11 protein-coding genes are annotated in these 18,722 nt (G+C 69.5%); 5 read left to right on the forward strand and 6 right to left on the reverse strand.

Annotation, left to right across the window (positions count from 1 at the left end):
* The first annotated feature begins 2 nt into the window (after positions 1–2).
* The 4 genes from ACLJQZ_RS28580 to ACLJQZ_RS28595 all read left to right on the forward strand — a co-directional run bounded on the left by ACLJQZ_RS28580 (position 3) and on the right by ACLJQZ_RS28595 (position 4,043).
* Entirely contained in the window at positions 3–2,540 is a 2,538-nt protein-coding gene (locus ACLJQZ_RS28580) for a DUF4118 domain-containing protein (RefSeq protein WP_410622961.1), read from the forward strand.
* A complete protein-coding gene (locus ACLJQZ_RS28585; RefSeq protein ID WP_410622962.1) occupies positions 2,537–3,232 on the forward strand; it encodes a response regulator in 696 nt (231 codons plus the stop codon). The genes ACLJQZ_RS28580 and ACLJQZ_RS28585 overlap by 4 nt, the downstream gene beginning before the upstream one ends.
* Entirely contained in the window at positions 3,229–3,372 is a 144-nt protein-coding gene (locus ACLJQZ_RS28590; protein ID WP_410622963.1) for a hypothetical protein, read from the forward strand. Before ACLJQZ_RS28585 ends, ACLJQZ_RS28590 begins: the two co-directional genes overlap by 4 nt.
* Positions 3,373–3,446: 74 nt before the next feature.
* On the forward strand, positions 3,447–4,043 hold the full coding sequence (locus ACLJQZ_RS28595) for a phosphate signaling complex PhoU family protein (protein WP_410622964.1): 597 nt from the start codon (positions 3,447–3,449) through the stop codon (positions 4,041–4,043).
* 599 nt (positions 4,044–4,642) lie between these two features.
* Here the strand turns inward: ACLJQZ_RS28595 and ACLJQZ_RS28600 are convergent.
* Positions 4,643–7,576, reverse strand: coding sequence for an arabinosyltransferase domain-containing protein (locus ACLJQZ_RS28600; RefSeq protein WP_410622965.1), 2,934 nt, complete (start codon positions 7,574–7,576; stop codon positions 4,643–4,645).
* Between the two features lie 354 nt (positions 7,577–7,930).
* Between ACLJQZ_RS28600 and ACLJQZ_RS28605 the strand changes: the two genes are divergently transcribed.
* Positions 7,931–8,764: a hypothetical protein gene (locus tag ACLJQZ_RS28605; RefSeq protein ID WP_410622966.1), complete on the forward strand. Its 834-nt coding sequence runs from the start codon at positions 7,931–7,933 to the stop codon at positions 8,762–8,764.
* 457 nt (positions 8,765–9,221) lie between these two features.
* On the opposite strand, the gene ACLJQZ_RS28610 is transcribed toward ACLJQZ_RS28605, so the two are convergent.
* From ACLJQZ_RS28610 to ACLJQZ_RS28630, 5 genes are all read right to left on the reverse strand, one after another.
* The gene (locus ACLJQZ_RS28610) at positions 9,222–9,482 is read right to left on the reverse strand and encodes an effector-associated constant component EACC1 (RefSeq protein WP_410622967.1); all 261 of its coding nucleotides are present in this window, start codon (positions 9,480–9,482) and stop codon (positions 9,222–9,224) included.
* A 1-nt stretch (position 9,483) separates the two neighbouring features.
* Positions 9,484–9,903 (reverse strand): hypothetical protein, encoded by a 420-nt coding sequence (locus ACLJQZ_RS28615; protein ID WP_410622968.1) that lies wholly within the window; start codon positions 9,901–9,903, stop codon positions 9,484–9,486.
* Positions 9,904–10,341: 438 nt separating this feature from the next.
* Positions 10,342–14,055, reverse strand: a complete 3,714-nt coding sequence (locus tag ACLJQZ_RS28620) for an SEFIR domain-containing protein (RefSeq protein ID WP_410622969.1) — start codon at positions 14,053–14,055, stop codon at positions 10,342–10,344.
* A 20-nt stretch (positions 14,056–14,075) separates the two neighbouring features.
* Complete coding sequence (locus ACLJQZ_RS28625; RefSeq protein WP_410622970.1) at positions 14,076–14,645, reverse strand: toll/interleukin-1 receptor domain-containing protein; 570 nt, start codon at positions 14,643–14,645, stop codon at positions 14,076–14,078.
* Positions 14,642–18,682: a CHAT domain-containing protein gene (locus ACLJQZ_RS28630; protein WP_410622971.1), complete on the reverse strand. Its 4,041-nt coding sequence runs from the start codon at positions 18,680–18,682 to the stop codon at positions 14,642–14,644. Before ACLJQZ_RS28630 ends, ACLJQZ_RS28625 begins: the two co-directional genes overlap by 4 nt.
* Between the last annotated feature and the right edge of the window lie 40 nt (positions 18,683–18,722).

Here is an 18,722-nt window from a genome sequence, read left to right on the forward strand (position 1 = left end):
CCGTGACGACGGAAGACGCGAGACCGCCCGGCGGCGACCACAAACGCCGCCGCGGCGAGCTGCGGATCTACCTCGGGGCCGCCCCGGGCGTGGGGAAGACCTTCGCCATGCTCGGGGAGGCCCGCCGCCGGCTCGACCGCGGCACCGACGTCGTGGTCGGCCTGGTGGAGACCCACGGCCGGCTCAAGACCGCCGAGCTCTTGGACGGCCTGGAGGTCGTGCCGCGCAAGCGCGTGGACTACCGCGGCCACGCCTTCGAGGAGATGGACGTCGACGCCATCCTCGCCCGGGCCCCGGAAGTCGCGGTCATCGACGAGCTCGCGCACACCAACGTCGAAGGTTCGCGCAACGCCAAGCGCTGGGAGGACATCGACGAGCTGCTGGACGCCGGGATCGACGTGCTCTCCACCGTGAACGTCCAGCACCTGGAGAGCCTCAACGACGTCGTCGAGCGGATCACCGGCATCGTGCAGCAGGAGACCGTGCCCGACGAGGTCGTCCGCCGCGCCGCGCAGCTGGAGCTGGTGGACATCACCCCCGAGGCGCTGCGACGGCGCCTGGCCCACGGCAACGTCTACCCGGCGGAGCGGATCGACGCGGCGCTCGGCAACTACTTCCGGCCCGGCAACCTCACCGCGCTGCGCGAGCTGGCGCTGCTGTGGGTGGCCGACGAAGTCGACGTCGCGCTGCAGCGCTACCGCACCGAACGCGACATCACCGACACCTGGGAGGCCCGGGAACGGGTGGTCGTCTCGATCAGCGGCGGCCGGGAAAGCGAGACGCTGATCCGGCGGGCGCGGCGGGTCGCCAAGCGGGCCGGCGCCGAGCTCCTCGTGGTGCAGGTCCTGCGCGGCGACGGCCTGGCCGGGGTCTCGCCGCAGGCGATCGCCGAGTACCGCAAGCTCGCCGACGACCTCGGCGCCACCTTCCACACCGTCGTCGGCGACGACGTACCGGACGCGCTGCTCGACTTCGCCCGCGGCGTCAACGCCACCCAGCTCGTGATCGGCACCTCGCGCCGCTCCCGCGTGGCGCGGCTGTTCGACGAGGGCATCGGCGCCACCGTGGTGCAGGAGTCCGGGCCGATCGACGTGCACATGGTCACCCATGCCGAATCCGGCGGGCGCCTGCGCGCGAAGCTCTTCCCCCGCAGCTCGCTGGCCCGGCGGCGGCAGATCGCCGGCTGGGCCCTCGCGCTCGCGCTACCCGCCGTCGCGACGCTGATCGGGGTGCTGCTGCGGCAGACGCTGATCCTGTCGACCAACGTCATCGACTACTTCCTCGCGACGATCATCGTGGCGCTGGTCGGCGGCCTCGGGCCCGCGCTGTTCGCCTCGATCGCGAGCGCGCTGCTGCTGAACTTCTTCTTCACGCCGCCGCTGTACACCCTGACCGTCGACGCCCAGCAGAACGTCATCACGCTCGTCGCGATGGTCGTCGTCGCGGTGGCGTTCGCGCTCGTGGTGGACCGCGCCTCACGGCGGGCGGACGCCGCGGCCCAAGCGCGGACCGAGGCCGCGTTGCTGGCGTCCTACGCCCGGACCGTGCTCGGCCACGACCAGCCGCTGCAGCGGCTGCTGGAGAAGGTCCGCGAGAACTTCGCGCTGGAATCCGTGGCATTGCTGGAGAAGCAGGGCGATGCGTGGGTGCGCGTGGCCTGCACCGGCGATCGGCCATGCGACGACCCCGACGAAGCCGACGCCGACGTCCCGGTGACCGACGACGTCCACTTGGCGCTGCGCGGGCGGACGCTGCCGGCGCACGATCAACGGGTCCTCGAAGCCGCGGCGGGCCAGGCGCTGCTGGCCCTGCGTCAGCAGCGGATGACCGTCCAGACGCAGGAAGCGCAACGGCGAGCGGAGACCACCGAGCTGCGCACGGCCTTGCTCTCGGCCGTCGGGCACGACCTGCGCACCCCCCTGACCTCGATCAAAGCCGTCTTCGGCGGATTGCGCGCCCACGACATCGACCTGTCGGAGGAGGACGTCGAAGAGCTGCTCGCCGCCGGCGAAGAGTCCGCCGACCGGCTCGCCGGCCTCGTCGACAACCTGCTCGACTCCTCCAGGCTGGCCACCGGCGCGGTGCGGCCGATCCTGCGCCCGGTCGGGTACGACGAAGTCGTCACGACCGCGCTCGCCGCGGTGGACGGCGGTGGGAAGGTCGTGGTCGACGTCGACGTCCGGCTGCCCGCGGTCACGGCCGACGCCGGGCTGCTGGAACGCGCCGTCGCCAACGTGATCGACAACGCGTTGCGCCACGGCGGTGGCGAGGTCGCCGTCCGCGCCAGCGCGTACGCCGGCCGGGTCGAGCTGCGGGTCGTCGACCACGGTCGCGGCCTGCCGAAGGGCAGCGCCGAATCCGCGTTCGCGCCGTTCCAGCGGCTCGGCGACCGCAACACCACCACCGGCGTCGGCCTGGGCCTGTCGGTCGCGAAGGGGTTCGTCGAGGCGATGGCCGGGACCGTCCGCGCCGAGGACACTCCGGGCGGCGGGCTGACCGTCGTCCTGTCCCTCCCGGCGGCCGATGCGGGAGCGCGATGACGTCCGTGCTGGTGGTCGACGACGAGACCGCGCTCGTGCGCGCCCTGCGGATCAACCTCACCGCCCGCGGCTACGAGGTCATCACGGCCGCAGACGGCGCCTCCGCGCTGCTCTCCGCCGCGACCGCCCGGCCGGACCTGGTCCTGCTCGACCTCGGACTGCCCGACATCGACGGCATCGAGGTGATCCGGCAGCTGCGGAGCTGGAGCGCGATGCCGATCATCGTGCTGTCCGCCCGGCACGAGCCCGCAGACAAGATCCAGGCCCTCGACACCGGCGCCGACAACTACGTCACGAAGCCCTTCGGCATGGACGAGCTGTTCGCGTGCCTGCGCGCCGCGGAGCGCAGGTTGGCGCTCGCCGCGCCGCCCGCGCCCAACTTCGTCGTCGAGACCGCGGCGTTCACCGTGGACGTCGCGGCCAAGATCGTCCGCCGGGGTGACACCGCGGTGCACCTGACCCGGACCGAATGGGCCGTTCTCGAGCAGCTGGTCCGCAACCCCGACTCGCTGATCAGCAGCCGGCATCTGCTGACCACCGTCTGGGGCCCGGAGTGCGCGGAGCGCGGGCACTATCTGCGCGTCTACATGGCACAGCTGCGGCGGAAGCTCGAGCCCGAACCGTCGCACCCGCGGTACCTGGTCACCGAAACGGGCATCGGGTACCGCTTCGTCCCGGAGGAAACACCATGACGGACCCGGTTCAAGCGATCGAGCTGGCCACCGAGCGGGAGGACCTCGAGGAGCTCCGCCGCCTCGCCGCGGAGGCAGTCGTACCGCGGCCGAGGTGCTGTTTCTTCACGCCGCGACGGCCGACGCTGACGGCGTCTTGACCAGTTCCGTTCACCGGCGTCGAATTCCCGTCAAAATGCTGGACGCGTCTGTCCTGGTTGGACAGTGTGGAGGCATGCGCAGCCCCTCCTCCCACGAATCCGCCGCCGACGACCTGGTGCGGCTGACCCGGGCGACCGCGGCCGCGATGGAGCGCGCGACCGTTGCCCTGGAAGAGGCCGATGTCGCGCTGGCGGACGACATCGTGGCCGACTCGGTCCGGCTCGACCGCGAGCGCGAGGAGCTGGCCCGGCAGGTGCACACGGTCTTGGCGCTGCGAGCGCCGGCGGTGACGGTGCTCGCGGCGATCCACGCGCTGACCGAGCTGGAGCGGCTGAGCGGGCTCGTCCTCCAGGTCGCGCGGGCCGTCCAGCGCGCCTACCCGCACCCGGTGGTGCCGCACGCGCTGACACCGGACTTCGTCGAGCTGGGCCGCATCACCGTATGGCTGGTGGAACTGGCCACCGACGACGACGCGCACGCCCGCGCGTCGATCAGGGTCGAGGACGACCTCGCCGACCTGCGCCGGATCCTGGCCGCCCTGCGCGAGCCGGCGGACATCGCCGCACTGAGCCGCGTCTACGAGCGGTTCGCCGACCACGCGGTCGTTCTCGGCCGCCTGATGAAGTCCGCGGTCCCCGTGAGCAGCCAGGCAACGGGGACGGCGGCCTGAGCGGGTCCGCGGACCGCGGACCCGCTCAGCTCTACGATCCTCAACGCAGCTGTGCGTACCCGGATGATTCCGGCCAACCCGTGCAGCAGCGGCACGAGAGACTGGCGGGAAAGTCTACAAAGGAGGCTGGAAGAGTGATGATCATCACTCGGAAGGCCGCCAACGTCCGCCGACCCGCCGGGGGAACTCTCGGCCCAAAGGGTCGGACGAAACCCCTGCAGGGAATCGGTTCGTAGCCCGGCCGCCCGGAATCGCGGTTCTCTACCAGGAGATGATGGACAGCCAGCGCGACCCGTACGTCCTTTCCACGCCGGAGGGCCATCCGTGGCGGCGGTCGATCTCCCGGATCCGGTTCTGGCGCCCGGCGTGGAACGGCGTCGAACTGGACGACGCCGGGCCGGGGGAGCGGCGTCCGCCGATTCTGTCGACGTTCACGTTCCGCGAAGGGCCGGCACACGCACGCCACGTGGCTGGCCGACGACGGGATCCTGGAGGTCGCCCAACGGGCGCGGCTTGGCCCCGGTCCCAGTGATCCTCAGTGGCGCGCCCGAATGCGGTCCCCGCAGCCGACCGTCTTGCAAGCGTCGCCTCCCGGCGACTCAGAATGTCCGCCAGCCCATCACCGTGTGGCTTTCGCGGCTCAGCCGGTAGGCGGCGTCGGCGTACGGGCGGTCGAGGCGGTACACCGTCCGCATCGGAGTGGCCGGTTCGGTGTCGAGCCGGGTGTACAGCCTGGTGATCGTCGAGACGCGGTTCTGCGCGCCGAGGATCCCGCCGACTTCCGGGCTCCACGAACCGCCCGCGGTGGCGCTGTGCTCGCTGCCGTCCGGACCGAACCCGAACCCGACGGCGTAGGAGACCGGCGCCACGACGCCGTTCGCGATGACCGGCTGGCCCTGGCAGGGGTAGAGCCAGTTCAGCTGCCAGTCGACGAGCGTGTGCCCGTCGCGCGGCAGGAAGTCGCCGACCGGGACGACGTCGCGCACCGTGGGCATCGCGAACGACAGCCAATCCCGCGTCACCTTCGCGGTCAGCCGGAAGGCCGTGGTGCCCGCGGGGAGGGCCGTGCCGTCGCTGATCGCCACGTCCCGCCAGGACAGGCTGTCCTCCGGCGCGGCGAAGTCCGAGCGGGCGACCACGCGGTACCCGCCGTCGGACGCGTTCGCGAACTCGGCGGTGAGGGTGTTGCCCGCACCGGTCACGCCGCTCACGGTCGTCATGAGCTGCTTGTCCGCCGACAGGTCGGCGGACAGCCGCAACCACGGCGTGGTCATGGTGGCCGGGCCAGCGGTCAGGCTGCCGTAGACCTCGGCCGTCGCGGGGCCCGGCTCGGGCGGGCTGCCCGGCGCCCGGACGTCGCGGTCGAAGCCGTCGGTGGCCGGCGCGCCCGCCAGCACCGCGACCGGACGCGCGGAGCCCGGGTCGGCGGCTCGCAGCACCCGCGCCTCCCCGCAGCGGCGGGCGAGCGGGTCCGCGACGGCGTCCGCCCACGGCGACCACGAATCCCGGGTCCGCACCGTGGCGAGCGCGAACCCGCCGACGAGGAAAGTCAGCTCTCCCACCAGGAAGCAGACGGCGATCGCCCGGGCGAGGTGGATCGCGGTGAAGGCGTCCCGGCGCGGGACGAGCGTGACGACGAGGGCTCCGGCGAGCACCACGGCCGGCGCCACTGCACCCGGCAGCGGCTCGCCGGCCAGGGGGACGCCGGGTAGCACGTCGTCGGCCCAGGTGTTGCGGCCCTGGGCGGCCAGCCAGATCCAGCCGCCCGACCCGGCCAGGAGCAGGGAGCCGACCACGAAGGTCAGGCGGCGGGTGCCGAGGTAGCGCCGGGCCAAGTCCGGCGCCGACAGGGCCAGATGGCTGAGGAAGATCGTCGCGACGCCGGCGAACGCCCCGAAGTGCCACGGCCACTTCGACGGGGTGCACACCAGCAGCGCGAGCCCCAGCGTGCAGGTCCAGCCGGTCAGCCACAGCGGCCGGGGCAACGGCCGTCGGCGCTGCCGGGCGCGGACGCACAGCAGCACGAAGAACGGCACGATCAGCAGGAGCAGCAGCGCCGGTGCGCGCAGCGCGAAGTTGCCGGTGGACTGGTCGCCCAGCAGTAGCCGGTACCGGTCCAGCTCGTCGCCGAGCGGGTCCGGGGGACCGGTGTCGAGGCCGCCGCCGAAGGACGAGCTGCCGCGCAGGAAGTCGTTCAGCGAGCCGTCGGCGAACCCCGCGACGGCGGCGATCGCCGCGCACGACACCACGCACAGCACCGCGGCGACCGCGTCCGTCGTCGAACGCGCGGTCCCGCGGATCAGCTGCGCCGCCGATTTCGCCCCGAGCGCCAGGGGGAGCAGCACGAGGATGCCGGCGGTGTGCGCGATGAGCCCGAGGGACGCCGCGCCGACGGCGAGGCCGAGGTACCCGACCCGTTGCCGGCGGCGGGCGAGCAGCACGGCGCAGACGGTGATCGTCAGGCAGGCCGAGACCGAAGCCTCCTGGCGGGTGCCGAGGCCGAAAGGCAGCCACCAGACGAGGAACAGCAGCGCCGGGACCAGCAGGCGCTTCCGCACGGCGACCGGGCCGACTGCGCCGCGGACCCCCAGCCACGTGATGATCGCGAAGAACAGCGACGGCACCCGCTGGAGCACGGGAGCCGTGCCGAGTTCGGACCACCACGCGTAGAGCTGCAACAGCCACGTGAACGGGACGTAGGAATTGTTGTGGTACATGTAGTAATTGCCGAAATAGCCCGCGTGTTCCCGGTTGAGCGCCATCGCGTACATCCAGCCGTCGTCGCTCGTCCGCGGCGCGAGGAACAGCCACGCGAGCAGCGTGACGCCGACGACGACGTCCGCGGCGCGGGGGTGGAAGCGCTTCCGCCGGCCGGGCCGCCGGTACAGCACGATCAGGCAGCCCGCGCACACCAGCAGCCCGGCCACCACGGCCGCCAGGAGCACGAGCTTCACCGGCGTCGGCGCGGATGCGAACCGGTCGTCGACCCGCACGGTGACGTCGAGGTCCCGGCCGGGCAGCGTGGTGATCGCCGTGATCAACGCGTCCACGTCCGGCAGCGCCGACGTGCCCAGTGTCCGCCCGTCCTTGGTGTAGAACAGCTTCTGGTCCTCGGTGCGGATCCGGTACTGGCAGGGTTGCGCCGTGATCGGTTCGCGGAAGACGACGGCCGGGCCGAGGAACGCCGTGAGGGAGCCATTTTCGGCGGTCACCCGCAGCCCCTCGGCGGCCGTGGGCTGGTCGGGATCGGTGGTGGCGAGCAGGACGTGCGACGCCCGATCGGCGTCGGCGGCGGCCGCTGCGTCTACGGTGGCGCAGGAGAAACCGGCCGTCAGCCCGAGCGGCTTGCCGGCTTCGAGCGCGAGCAGAGTGGACTGCGGCGCGGCGGGATCCACCGGCCAGGACACCGAAGGATCGTCGACCGCGACGGGCGCCAGCGGCAGTGCGAGCGCACACAGGATGGTCAGGATTCCGGCGCCTGCCGCCAGCGCTCTCAGCCGGCGCCGCGGTGGCCGGGTGGGCGGCTCCGCCATCGGTGTTGTCGTACGCGGTTCGAGAACTGCGGGCGAGTGAACGATGACGTCTCCTCGGCTGCATCAAGGGATACTCACCCACGATGCAGGCCCGGGGACTGGGAAAACCCCAGACAGTCAGGTAGCCAGGTAGCCAGGCCGGCGCTGATCAGCCGGATGTGTTCACAGGTCGCCGCGGCCGCGTGCAGTTTTCAGGAGACTCCTGCGACGCGTGGTAGAAGGTCCGCTCGATCATCCAGCAGAGCGCACGGGCCAGCGCCGGTGCCTGGTCCGGTCCGGGCCCGGCCGGCACACCGGCCCGTTCCAGGACGGCCGTGATGGCCGCGCTGAACAAGCCGGCGGTGGCTCTCGGAGTTGCACGAGGACTACGCCGAGTCGTCGGTGTCCTCGTACTTCGCACTGTTCTCCACGATCCTGAACGGCGCCGTCCGGGCCCGGATGATCCCGGCCAATCCGTGCAACGGCGTCCGGGTGACCAACAGCGAGTTCGATACCGAGCGGCTGGTGGCTACTCCGGCTCAGGCGTTGCGTGCCGCGATGCGGCTCTACGAGCTGGGTCTGGGGATGTCGGGCTTCGTGCTGTGCTTGATGGATGTCTGTACCGGCGCCCGATGGGGTGAACTTGTCGGGCAGCAGCGGCACGAGTACGACTCCGAGCGGCGCGGCATCGAGATCCGGACACCGCTGAAGGAGGTCGGCGGGAAGGTCTACAAAGGAGTCCGGAAGGGTGATGATCATCGCTCGGATGGCCGCCGGCGTCCGCCGGCGCGGCGCGGGAACTCCCGGCCGAAGAAGGGTCGGACGAAAACTCCTGCGGGGACTCGGTTCGTGGCGCTCCCGCCGGGGATCGCGGTGCTGTACGAGGAGCTGATGGACAGCCACCGCGATCCGTTCGTGCTGTCGACGCCGGAAGGTCATCCGTGGCGGCGGTCGAACTTCCGGATCCGGTTCTGGCGCCCGGCGTGGGACGGCGTCGAGCTGGATGATGAAGGGCATCGCGCGGGTCTACGACCACGTGACGCCGGCGATGGTGAATCAGATCCTGGATGTCCTGGAGGAACGCTGGCTGCGGTCGCTGGCGTCCCTGTACCCGGGCGAGCGGGCGAAGCTGGTTTCCTGGTTCCCGCACCTGCGATCCAGGCGGACCCTCCTGGCGCGGGATGCCGTCGCCATTTCGTCGCCATCTGACGACAGAAGCCCTGTCTCTCCGGGGAGGGACAGGGCTTCTGACCTGCTGTTTAAGGTGGTGCGCGATACTGGGATTGAACCAGTGACCTCTTCCGTGTCAGGGAAGTGCGGCGGCTGGGTCGACTAGGAGAAACAGGCACTACCGCAGGTCTTCGGCTCGGGTTGCTTCCCGGAGGGCTGCTTTCGGCGTCATTGGCTCGGGTCGCCGTCGCCGAATGATCGCCAGACGTGTTCGGCGCGGTGAAGCCCGTTCTTGTGGTCGATCCGCTGCAATGCGCGGCGACGGATGAGGTGACGGCGCGGTCGGTGAGACTCGGCGGCGGGTGCGCGCGGCAAGGTCCGGCCCATTCGCCGCGAGCGCCAGCAGGCGGGCGAGGACGTCGGCCACCGCCTCTCCGGTCACACGAAACTCACTCATATGGGTGAGATTGAGCTGAGATGTGCACTGCTCACGAGTTCAGCAGCTGGAAGCCCTAGGCGAAGACGCTGTGGTGCCTTGACGTGTCTGTCCGAGCGCCTGGACGAATACCTCCTTCGCCTGTTGGTCAGACGCGCCCGGGTCAAGCTCGACTGCGACCCGGGTGCTCTGTGTCCGGATTTGGACACGCGTTGGCTGCCTACGAGGACGCAGCCTAGCCACGACCGCCATGGCCAGAGACCCCAGAGCGGTCAGGGCGCTGACTGACATGGCCACGACGGCCCACACCAATGCATTCATCTCATGCCGCCGTTCCTACCGCGATGGTGGTCCCCACTACTGTCGCCGAAAAGAAGATCAAAGACAAGCCGGTCATAGCTGAGTGTGACGGTCCGACAGCGATGAGATACAAAATCGTGTCAGCTGCGAAGGCGGCAATGACGGCAAACCCGGCGAATATCCACATCAGGTTGGCTACTATCCCGTCGGTGGACCTCCGTCGGCTGGAGGCAAAGAGTTCCCCCGTCGCGCCTGCGGCGATGACCGCTCCGACAATCAGAAGCTCACCACTTCCCAGCATCTTGTCGAGGTTGAGTCCTTCGGGTGATACCGAGTCCCTGAACGCTGCGATGATCACCGGCAGGAGGCCGAAGATGACTCCGAAGAGCACCCAGACCACGACGCGGACCAGCTTCACCTTCCACGCCGGCACTTCCTCCATCTCGAGCTCCTCAGCTGTGTTGACTCCCGTCTGCTTGCGTGGTCCTATATCGCCGTCTCGCGACCCCGTGTTGCAACTTCCCTCCTGCGAATTTCGGTTTTAGAGCAACTTCGTCCTAAGGTCACAAGCTCGCGACGGATTCGGAAGGATCTTCTTCTGCGTGTAACGGTGTAGCCGACGAGGTTGGGCATGACGTCAACTGCGGCTATCGATCGACCAGGCTTCACTCTCGGTGAAAGCGTCCACCGAGTGGACGAATCTGGTTTAGTGGACAAAAACAGGACACCACGAAAGCCTGTGCTCACCTATGGGTGCTGACCAGCCGGTTCACGGTCAGTGTCGGTGACCTACTTTTGGAACCCAACAGGTCTACTCGATCCAAATCTGCTGAGTCCCACGCGACGCCCGGTCATGACCGTCGTGCGCACAGAGAAGGTATCAGTCCTTCAACTTCGACAGGATCAGTGCTCTCACCTCGGGTGGGCAGTCTTGCCGCTCCTTTAACCGTAGTGCGCGGCCGCCTGCGGCTGACTGCTGGTCACGGACCAGGAAAGTTTCGGCGATGGCCAGTTTGACGCTCAAACTCAGCTCAGGCTCACCGAACATGGCCTCCAGCCAATCGACGGCCGTCGGGTCGTGGACGACGAAGCCGCGAAGCAACTCGGCTAAGGATTCTGAGTCGATCTTCTTACCCATCGTGCCGGGATCGACTGATCTCAGCACCGCTTCGGTCCGGCTGCGAGTCTCCGCGCGGTGCAGCCGTTTCGCCATCAGTGAACCGGTCAGCTCAGTAAAGTCGCGGAAGGCCGCGGAGTGGTCATTGTGCCGGTCGCCGCCGGGCTGGTTCAGCGGGAGCCTGGAACATACGATCCGGTACACCTCACGAACGTCGTCGCGGGTCAGGTGATGCTGCTTGTCGATCGCGGTCGCCAGCTTCAGCAGCGCGCGAGAGCAGTCGCTGTCCTCCCCGGCCGTCGCGGCGGTGGCAAGTCGCGTCAGGACCACCGGCAGCAGCTCGTCGGCGATTTTGCCGAGGACAGGGGGTGTTCGGTCATGACTCAGGAAGACCGCAAGACGGGCGGTGGCGTCGGTGTGCTTGGTCGGCAGTAGGGATCCGAGCCACCGGGCGAGCGGAATCGTGACAGGCTCCATGTTGTCGGCCATCGATTTCGCCGCCGCGCCGGCGACCGTTTTGCTGGGCCGGTCGAACAGTGCCGTGCGGACCCATTCCCGAGCGGCTTCGTCAGTGTCGGCGACGCGGCCTTCGAGGATAGCGCGGGTCTTTACCAGGTCGCCGGTGACGTTTTCGGTCAAGGCCCGCAGCTGTGGCAGCAACGCGTCGAGGACTGCTCGCGGTGAGTTGACGTACCAGGCGTAAATGAGGTTCTCCCGGACCGCGTCCGGGAGTTCGGTGTTCTCGACTTCGTCGAGCAGGGCGCGGTGCACAGCCACGTCGTCGGTGGCGAGGAGTACGGCTCTAGGCCAGACGGAACGGGGCGCGTGCGCACGGGCCGGCCGCAGCCACTGCACCAGCTTGGCCCGGTCCTCCGGCTCCAACGTGGCGACGAAGACTGGCACGCACTTGGTGATGGCGTTCAGCGCCAGGGTGCGCGTCGGCAGGGGATTGGCGAGCAGTCGGTGCACAGTGGGGCCCGGCCGTCGTTCGGCGACTTGATGGAACACGTTAACCCACGTCTTTTGAGCCCGTTGGTGGCCTTGGAGCAGGCCGTCGACCACAGCGTTGGCGACGGCCGGGTCGGCGGTCGCGAGTTCCACCGCGAATTTGATCTGGCCGTTGTTCCACCCCTTAGGCAGGTGATCGGCCACCACGTCTGCCCAGGTCGACCACTTCCGTGCGGTTCGCACGCCCGGTGAGCGCCACAGCACCGCAAACAAGGCGGCCGCCTCTGCATCCGGCAGCGGTGGGCACCGCCCGGCGAACGCGGCCTCGGCGAGGTTCACAACTTCGCCGTCGCCGAGGTCCTCCGCTCGGGACAGGTGCAGCCGCAGGACCGCTCGTCGGCCCACCGGGCCCAGTTGCCGGTATCGCGCCAACGCGGTCGACCGGATCTGCTCCGTCGGCGAGGAGCTCATGAGGAAGCTCTCGGCGTAGCTGTCCCACGCGCTCTCGTCCACGTTCTTGCGCACTGCGATCACCGCGTCGAGGGCTGTCTCGAGCGGCTCGGCCGAGCGGGCCCGGGCCAGCAACGACCGGAGGCTCTTGACCGCGATGTCCAGCACCGCGTCCGGGTCGCTTTTCAAGGCTGTCGAGACCGCGGCGACGGCTCGTGAAAGGTGTCGTTCCGGGGCCTCGCCCAAGGCCGGTATGGCGACGCTGAGCAGGTCCGCCTTCCCGTCCAGATCGGCCAAGACGCGATTGAGTGGCTCCTCCGATTCGCGGTGCAGAGCTCCGAGGATGCGGCTTCGCGCCCCATCCATCGTGGTAGCGGGCAGCAGCGCGGTCAGCTGCCGGTAATCCTCGTCGTGATCGGCTTGGAGCAGCAGCGAAGTGGCGATTGGCCAAAGCGTGCCGCGCCCGACTCGCACGCGACGGGTGAATTCTCGCACCGGCGCCGAGCGGATTCCCTGGTTGTTCAGCCAGCGGGCGTGGCCGTACTCGGCGAAAGTCTGGTGGAAGAACTCCCAGCTGTTACCGCGGTCGTAGAGCACTCCTTCGCTCTTGAGCATTGCGAGCCCATCGGTGTCCACCCCACCGAGCGATCCCTTCGGCACTCGCAGCTCGATCGCGCCTGAACCGTCCACCACCTGTGCCGCGACGTCCAGCGCGGCGCGTTCCTTGCGGTCGCCGAGCCCATCGGGGTTGCGCCCGACGCGCAGATCCCAGTAGGCGTTGTAGAGGCCCGTGACAGTGAGGTCTTCCGGCACGTGCCGGTTCTGCTGGAACGTCTCGCAGGTCAGCGCGAGACGCACGGGCAGGGCGCACACCTGTCTGAGGGAACCGCTGGACCGCAGCCCGCCTTCCAACGACTCCAGGAACGCCACCTGATCGGCGGTGGGGATGTCGAGGCGCGCGATGTGGCCGTCAGCCCACTTGATCATCTGCCGCACATTCAGCGGGGGTACCGCTTCGTCCACGAGCCTGCCTGTCAGCCGCGGAGCGTTCGTCCTGGCGTTGCTCAGGTATTTGCCGAATTCGACCGTGCGGCAGGTCAGCACCACGTCTCCAATAGCCAGCGCACGAGCGAGGATGGAGGCGAGCGGGACGACGGTCGTCTGGTCGAGCAGCAGATCCAGCGTGTCCATTAGCAGGTGCACCGAGCCGTGTGTCTCGCGCATGCGGGTAAGCAGGGCGAGTAGCCCATCGGCACCCCAGTCGTCGTGTGCGGCTTGGCCGAGGAGCCGGTCCAGTTGATCCGGCGTGTGCCGTGGAGCGCCGGGCGGCACGCTCGTGGCGGCGACGAGCACCACGGCCGGGATTTCCGGATCGGCAACGAGCCGATCGAGCAGCTGGCCTAGCAGCACGCTCTTACCGATGCCGCCCTCACCGGTCAGTACCAGAGCGCGGCGCGGCTCGTCGGCGCGGTAGCCTCGACGCTCGAGAGCCGTGTCGAGCAGGGCCGGCCGTGGGACCGCGGTGGAAAAAGTCGTGGGTTGCAGCGACTGACGGTCTTCCGCGACCACTCGTGGCAGACCGATGGCCTGCCGTGCACCCAGCGCCGGCTTGAGGTGCTTCGGCTTCCCGGCGATGACTCGGCGCAGTCCCTCGACGCCAGCAAGCGTGATCTCCGAGATCTGGTGGCATCCGGACGAGACCGGGCGGACGAAATCCGGCAGATCGTCCGGCCGGCCGCCGGGCAAGACCACTGGAAGCACCTTTGGCAGCCATTGCGGGGCGTCGCCGAGCAGGCGTTCTTTCAGCATGACAATCTGCGCGGCCTCGGCGGTGTCCGCCCTGTCGGACAGGGCGCGGTATCTCCGTGAGCCGACCACGATGATGTAGTCCGCCGCCGCCAGTTGTTCGGTGAACCACTCCGCCCGGTCGCGACGAACGTGTTCGTCCCACTGATCCAGCACGGTGTCGATACCGGCCTGGTGCTGTAGCAACCTGGCCAGCTCCCGCACCTGATCGGCATGCCGCTGATCATCTTTGACATATGAGATGACCACCCGGGGTGTGACGTCATCCGTCAACGGCGTACCTCACAGCCGGTTCACCAAGACTTCGGCGGAAGCGCAGGTGGGGTACCCCGGACGGGGCGCAGGTGTTTCGGTTTGCCGAACAACACGCGGAGAAGACGTTCCGCGCCAGTCTCGGTGAACTCCGGAATCGAGTAGTGGTCCGCTCCTCGGGGCTGCAGGATCAGGGGAATCTCGTCGACGGTGTGTCCGTCGAGGACGACGGGCAGGACCTTGGGCAGCCACGTCGCCCGGTCGGAGTACAGGAGCTCACGCAGCAGAGCCGCTTCGGCCTGAGTGCCATGCCTCTTCCCTGCGGGCGGCGAGCCGTCGAACACGTCACGGTACTGCTTGGACGCGATCGTGAGCACATAGTCGGCGCTGGTGATCTCGCCGACGATCCACGTGTACCAATCCTTTCGCTCAGCCGTGGTCCAGCGGTCGAGCGTGGTTGCCACGCCCTGACTCTCGAGGAACCGAGCGAAGTCCAACACCAGATCCTTGTGCGCGTCCGGGGCGTGTACGTAGGAAACGAATACCTTCGGAGACAGGTGGCTGCTCCTTTCCGATCGTTCTCGCTGCACAGCGTATCGGTCGCTGGTCATGCTCCCCAATGGACGAAGGGACACCACGCGCTGGGCATCTGCGGTGTCCGTGCCCGCGCGGCCCGGACGGCGTGGTGCAGTGCCTCGGCGGCCCGCTCGTCCCGGAACTCGCCGTCTCGGCGCAGGAAGCGATAGAAGTCGGCGGCGAGCTGGGCGGACACGTCGTCCGGGACCGACCACAGCGTGCCGATCACGTGTTGCCAGCCGGCGAAGCGCAGAGCCGCGGTCAGCGTGACGATCTCGTCCGGCACGCGGAGCCCACCGGTGGCGGTGTGGCAGGCCAGCAGCACGGCCAGGACGGCCTCGTGCCGTACGGCGGCGGCCAGATCGGCGATCGTCAACCGGCTGTCGTGCAGGTGCAGCCGGGCCCGTGCCGGCGACAGGAGGTCCTGCGTGCCGTGGCAGCCGAAGTGGACTCGGCAGTGCCGCTTCAGCTCACGCAGCACAACATCCCGGACGGCTCGTTCTTCGGGCAACGCCGTGAGTTCGTCGCCCAGAAGGCTGCGCAATGTCCGGAGATCGGTGGCGGCGCTGCGTAGCGGGGGCAGGTCCGGTGCCTGGCCGACCGTCACGGCCAGCAACGATCGGGCAGACTTGGCCGAGCCGGGTTCGCGACGATCTTGGAGGGCGGCCACTGAGGGTGTGTATGACGACACGACCCGATCGAGCGCGGCGCCGCCGGTGTCACCGGCGGCGTGCAGCGGCAGCAGGCTCAAGGCTCCGGTGGGGCACCACCAGATTCTTGGCCACGCGGCAGCATCGGTCGGCTGTCCGTGGTGCCGGAGCGCTGTTTCCACGACTGGACCGACCACGTCACGCCACAGCCAGCCGAGCGTTTCGCGGATAGTGCGCTCTGCGGCGACCAATTTTGCGTAGGTGACGTCGTCACCCTCACGGATTCGCAGTGCGAGCAGAAACTCCGCAGCCTTCTTCACTGCGTCGGTACGCCTGAGGCCAGGCAGCGGATACGCCTTGCTGCCCGAGTGCGTGATCACCAGCGCGTCGCATCGCCAGCGGCTGACGTTGAGCACCGCCACGGCGTGGTCCTGGGCCAAGGTGAGCGTCGCCGGAGCCGGCGTGCTCCCGATCGCCTCCTCGGCCTGCGCGACCAGCTGGTCCCACCGCTGTGCCAAGGCCAGCCGGTCGTCGGTGCCGGGCAGCGCCGGGGCGGCCGGCGAGTCGTCCAGCAGCAGCGAGCTGCTCAGGCGCAGCCGGAGGGCCGCCATTTCGCCGGCCAGCTCCGGCGCGACATCGCTCAGCGCATCCGGGTTCCGACGCAGTCGCACCAGGTGCGACCACAGGACGGCACGGCCCTCTTCCAGAACGGCGAGCGCTTCGTCGGCCGGTCGCCGGGCGGCGACGATGCAGGCAGCCGCGTCGGATGCCAGACCGGCCCAGCCGGCCAGCGCATCCTCGTTGTCCGTGCGCGCAGCTCCGAGCCAGGCCAGCACCGGCAGCAATCGAACCGCCTCGGTGTACGCGTCGGCGGCAGTCGTCCAGTCCTGCCGCCCGGCGGCGGATTGCGCGAGGGCGTTCCAGGCGACGATCCGGGCATAACCCGGAGCCGAGGCCGACGCGCCCGCGTCCACCCAGTGCCGTTCGGCCGAGGTGACGTCGTGCTCGCTGTCGTCTCGCTCGCCTCGTGCGGCCAAGGCGCTGCCGAGGTTGATCAACGACTTGCACCGGTTCGGGTCGGCCGGTGACGCCTGGTGCACGGCGGTCTCGCATTCGGTGACCGCCTGGTACAGGTCAGCCGGCTCGCGGAGGTGTTCATACCGGGACAGCAGCGCCAAACCGAGGTTCGATCGTCGGCCGGCCAGGGAAACGGCGGCCGCCCCGGTGTTGGCGAGTGCTCGGCGGTTGACGGCGATCGCCTCGTCCAGATCGGCAAGCTGTCGTGCCCGGCGGTACCGCAGCTGGAGGGCGATGCCCAGGTTCGTGAGTCGTCCGGGCAGGTCGGGACTGTCCTCCGGAGTGGCTTCGACCGCCGCCCGGCCGCCGGCGACGGCGGCTTCCAGCGCATCGTCGTCCTCCGTCCGGACGAACAGGGTGACCTGCTGGGCCGCCAGGTTGGTCAGCAGGCGGACTCGGTCTACGTGGCCGGTCGGCAGGATGTCCACCGCCTCCGCGATCCTCGTTATCCCGTCGGTGAGGTCTTCCAGCGCCCCTGTCTGCTCGAACCGCGCGGTCAGCACAACGCCGAGGGTGGCGAGGCACCGAGCCCGGTCCGGGGTCGGCGCGGAACCGGCCGAGACCGCTTGCCGCGCGACGTCCACGGCCTCGCGGAGATCTTCGGCCTTCCCGGTCCGCTCGAACCGGGTACACAGGGTCCCCGCAAGATTGGACAGGTAGCGGGCGCGGTGGCGATCGGCCAGCTTGCTTTCCTCGATCGCTTGCCGGTGCTGCTCTATGGCGGTGTCCAGATCGGCCTGCGCGCCGGACCGTTCGTAGCGGTGCCGCAGCATTCCACCCAGGTTGGACCGGTACCTCGGTAACCCGGCGCTGCCCGGAGCGGCCGACTCGACCGCTGCCCACGCGGTGTCCACAGCTTCGTCGAGGTCCTCGTCGCGACCGTGGCGTTCGAACTGGGTTCGCATCGTGTTGGCGGCGTTGACTAGGATCGCAGCGTGGTCCGGCCGCCCCGCGACGGCCGCGGCGACCGCGGAACGGTGGACCTTCAGTGCTTGTGCGAGGTAGGTGTCATCGGCCGTTTCCTCGTAGAAGGTACGCAGTACTGTGCCTAGATTCGACAGGTGGCGGGCCCGTCCGGCGGTTCCGGGCGGTGTCCGCCGTACCGATTCGGCCGCCGCCGCGACAGCCTGGTCGAGGTCGTCCCGGGCGCCTAGTCGTTCGAACCGGGCCAGCAAGGCGGCGTGGAGGTTGGCCAGCCACAGGGCCAGCCGGGGATCGCCGGGCTGCGCCCGGTTCACCGCGAGCTGCGCGGCGGCGACCGCCGCGTCGATGTCTCCGTCCTGGCCGGCTGCATCGAAGCGCAGCCGCAGCGTCGTGCTCAGGTTGGACTGCCGCGACGAATGATCAGGATGCGATTCCGGGGTGTCTTCCACCGCCTCTGTGTGAGACTGCACCGCCTTGTCGAGCAGAGAAAGTTCGCCGGTGCGCTGGTACTTGGCCGCCCAGGTGGCGCCGAGGGAAGCAAGCCGTTCCGCCCGCACCGGCCGGTCGGCTGCCTCGGCGATCGCCGCCTGCAGGTGTGCAGCGGATTCGTCCAGGTCGTCGGTCGAGCCCGTGCGTCCGGCGCGTTCGCGCAGCGTGATCGCCAGGTTGGCCAGCAGCGTGCCGTGGCGAACGTGGTCCTTCGGCAGGCATGACACCGCTTCACGGTGCAGCTCGACGGCCCGGTCGTGGCCGGAGGCGGCACCGGTCCGGTCGGCTTGGAGTGCCACACACACGGCGAGCGTCGTGCAGGCGTTCGACCGGATTGCGCCGTCCACGGCGGGCGCCGCCACCACGTCTTCGGCCAAGGCCGTCGCCTCGTCGAGGTCGTCCGGAGTCCCCGTGCGTTCGTAGCGCACGCGCAGGGCGGTCGCCAGGCCGATCGCCGTTCCGGCACGCTGGTCCGGCTCCGCTTCCGGCAGCGCCAGCCGGTAGAGGTCGATGGCCCGGTCCAGGGCGGCGGTGTCCCCGGACCTCATCGCCAGCTGCAGCGTCGCGCCGGCTTCCCTGACGGCGCTGTGCCCGTACGATTCACGAGCCACGGCCACCGCCTCCCTGATCCTGGTCGGCACGCGGTCCGCCGGCATCGCGAGCAACCGGACGAAGATCCGGTCCGCGGCCGCGTGGGCACATGCGCGGGCGGCTCCGGGCGGTTGCGCCTGTCCCCGGCTCCAGCTCAACATTCCTGCGGTCAAGAGGATGTCCGGTACCGCGTCGGGGTGCACCGTCGGCTCGTCCGAGAACCGCACCAGCGTCGCGACCAGGACCGGTACGTCGGTTCTCAGCACCCCCGACGTGCCGCCGTTCATCGATTCCCGCAGCCGGGCATTCGCGTCGGACAGCAAAGAGTCCAGGTCGTCCATCAGGCTCCAGTCCGTTCAGGCGCGGGCGGCACCTATCATG

It is taken from the genome of Amycolatopsis sp. cmx-8-4, from assembly GCF_046548675.1.
Classification (GTDB): Bacteria; Actinomycetota; Actinomycetes; order Mycobacteriales; family Pseudonocardiaceae; genus Amycolatopsis.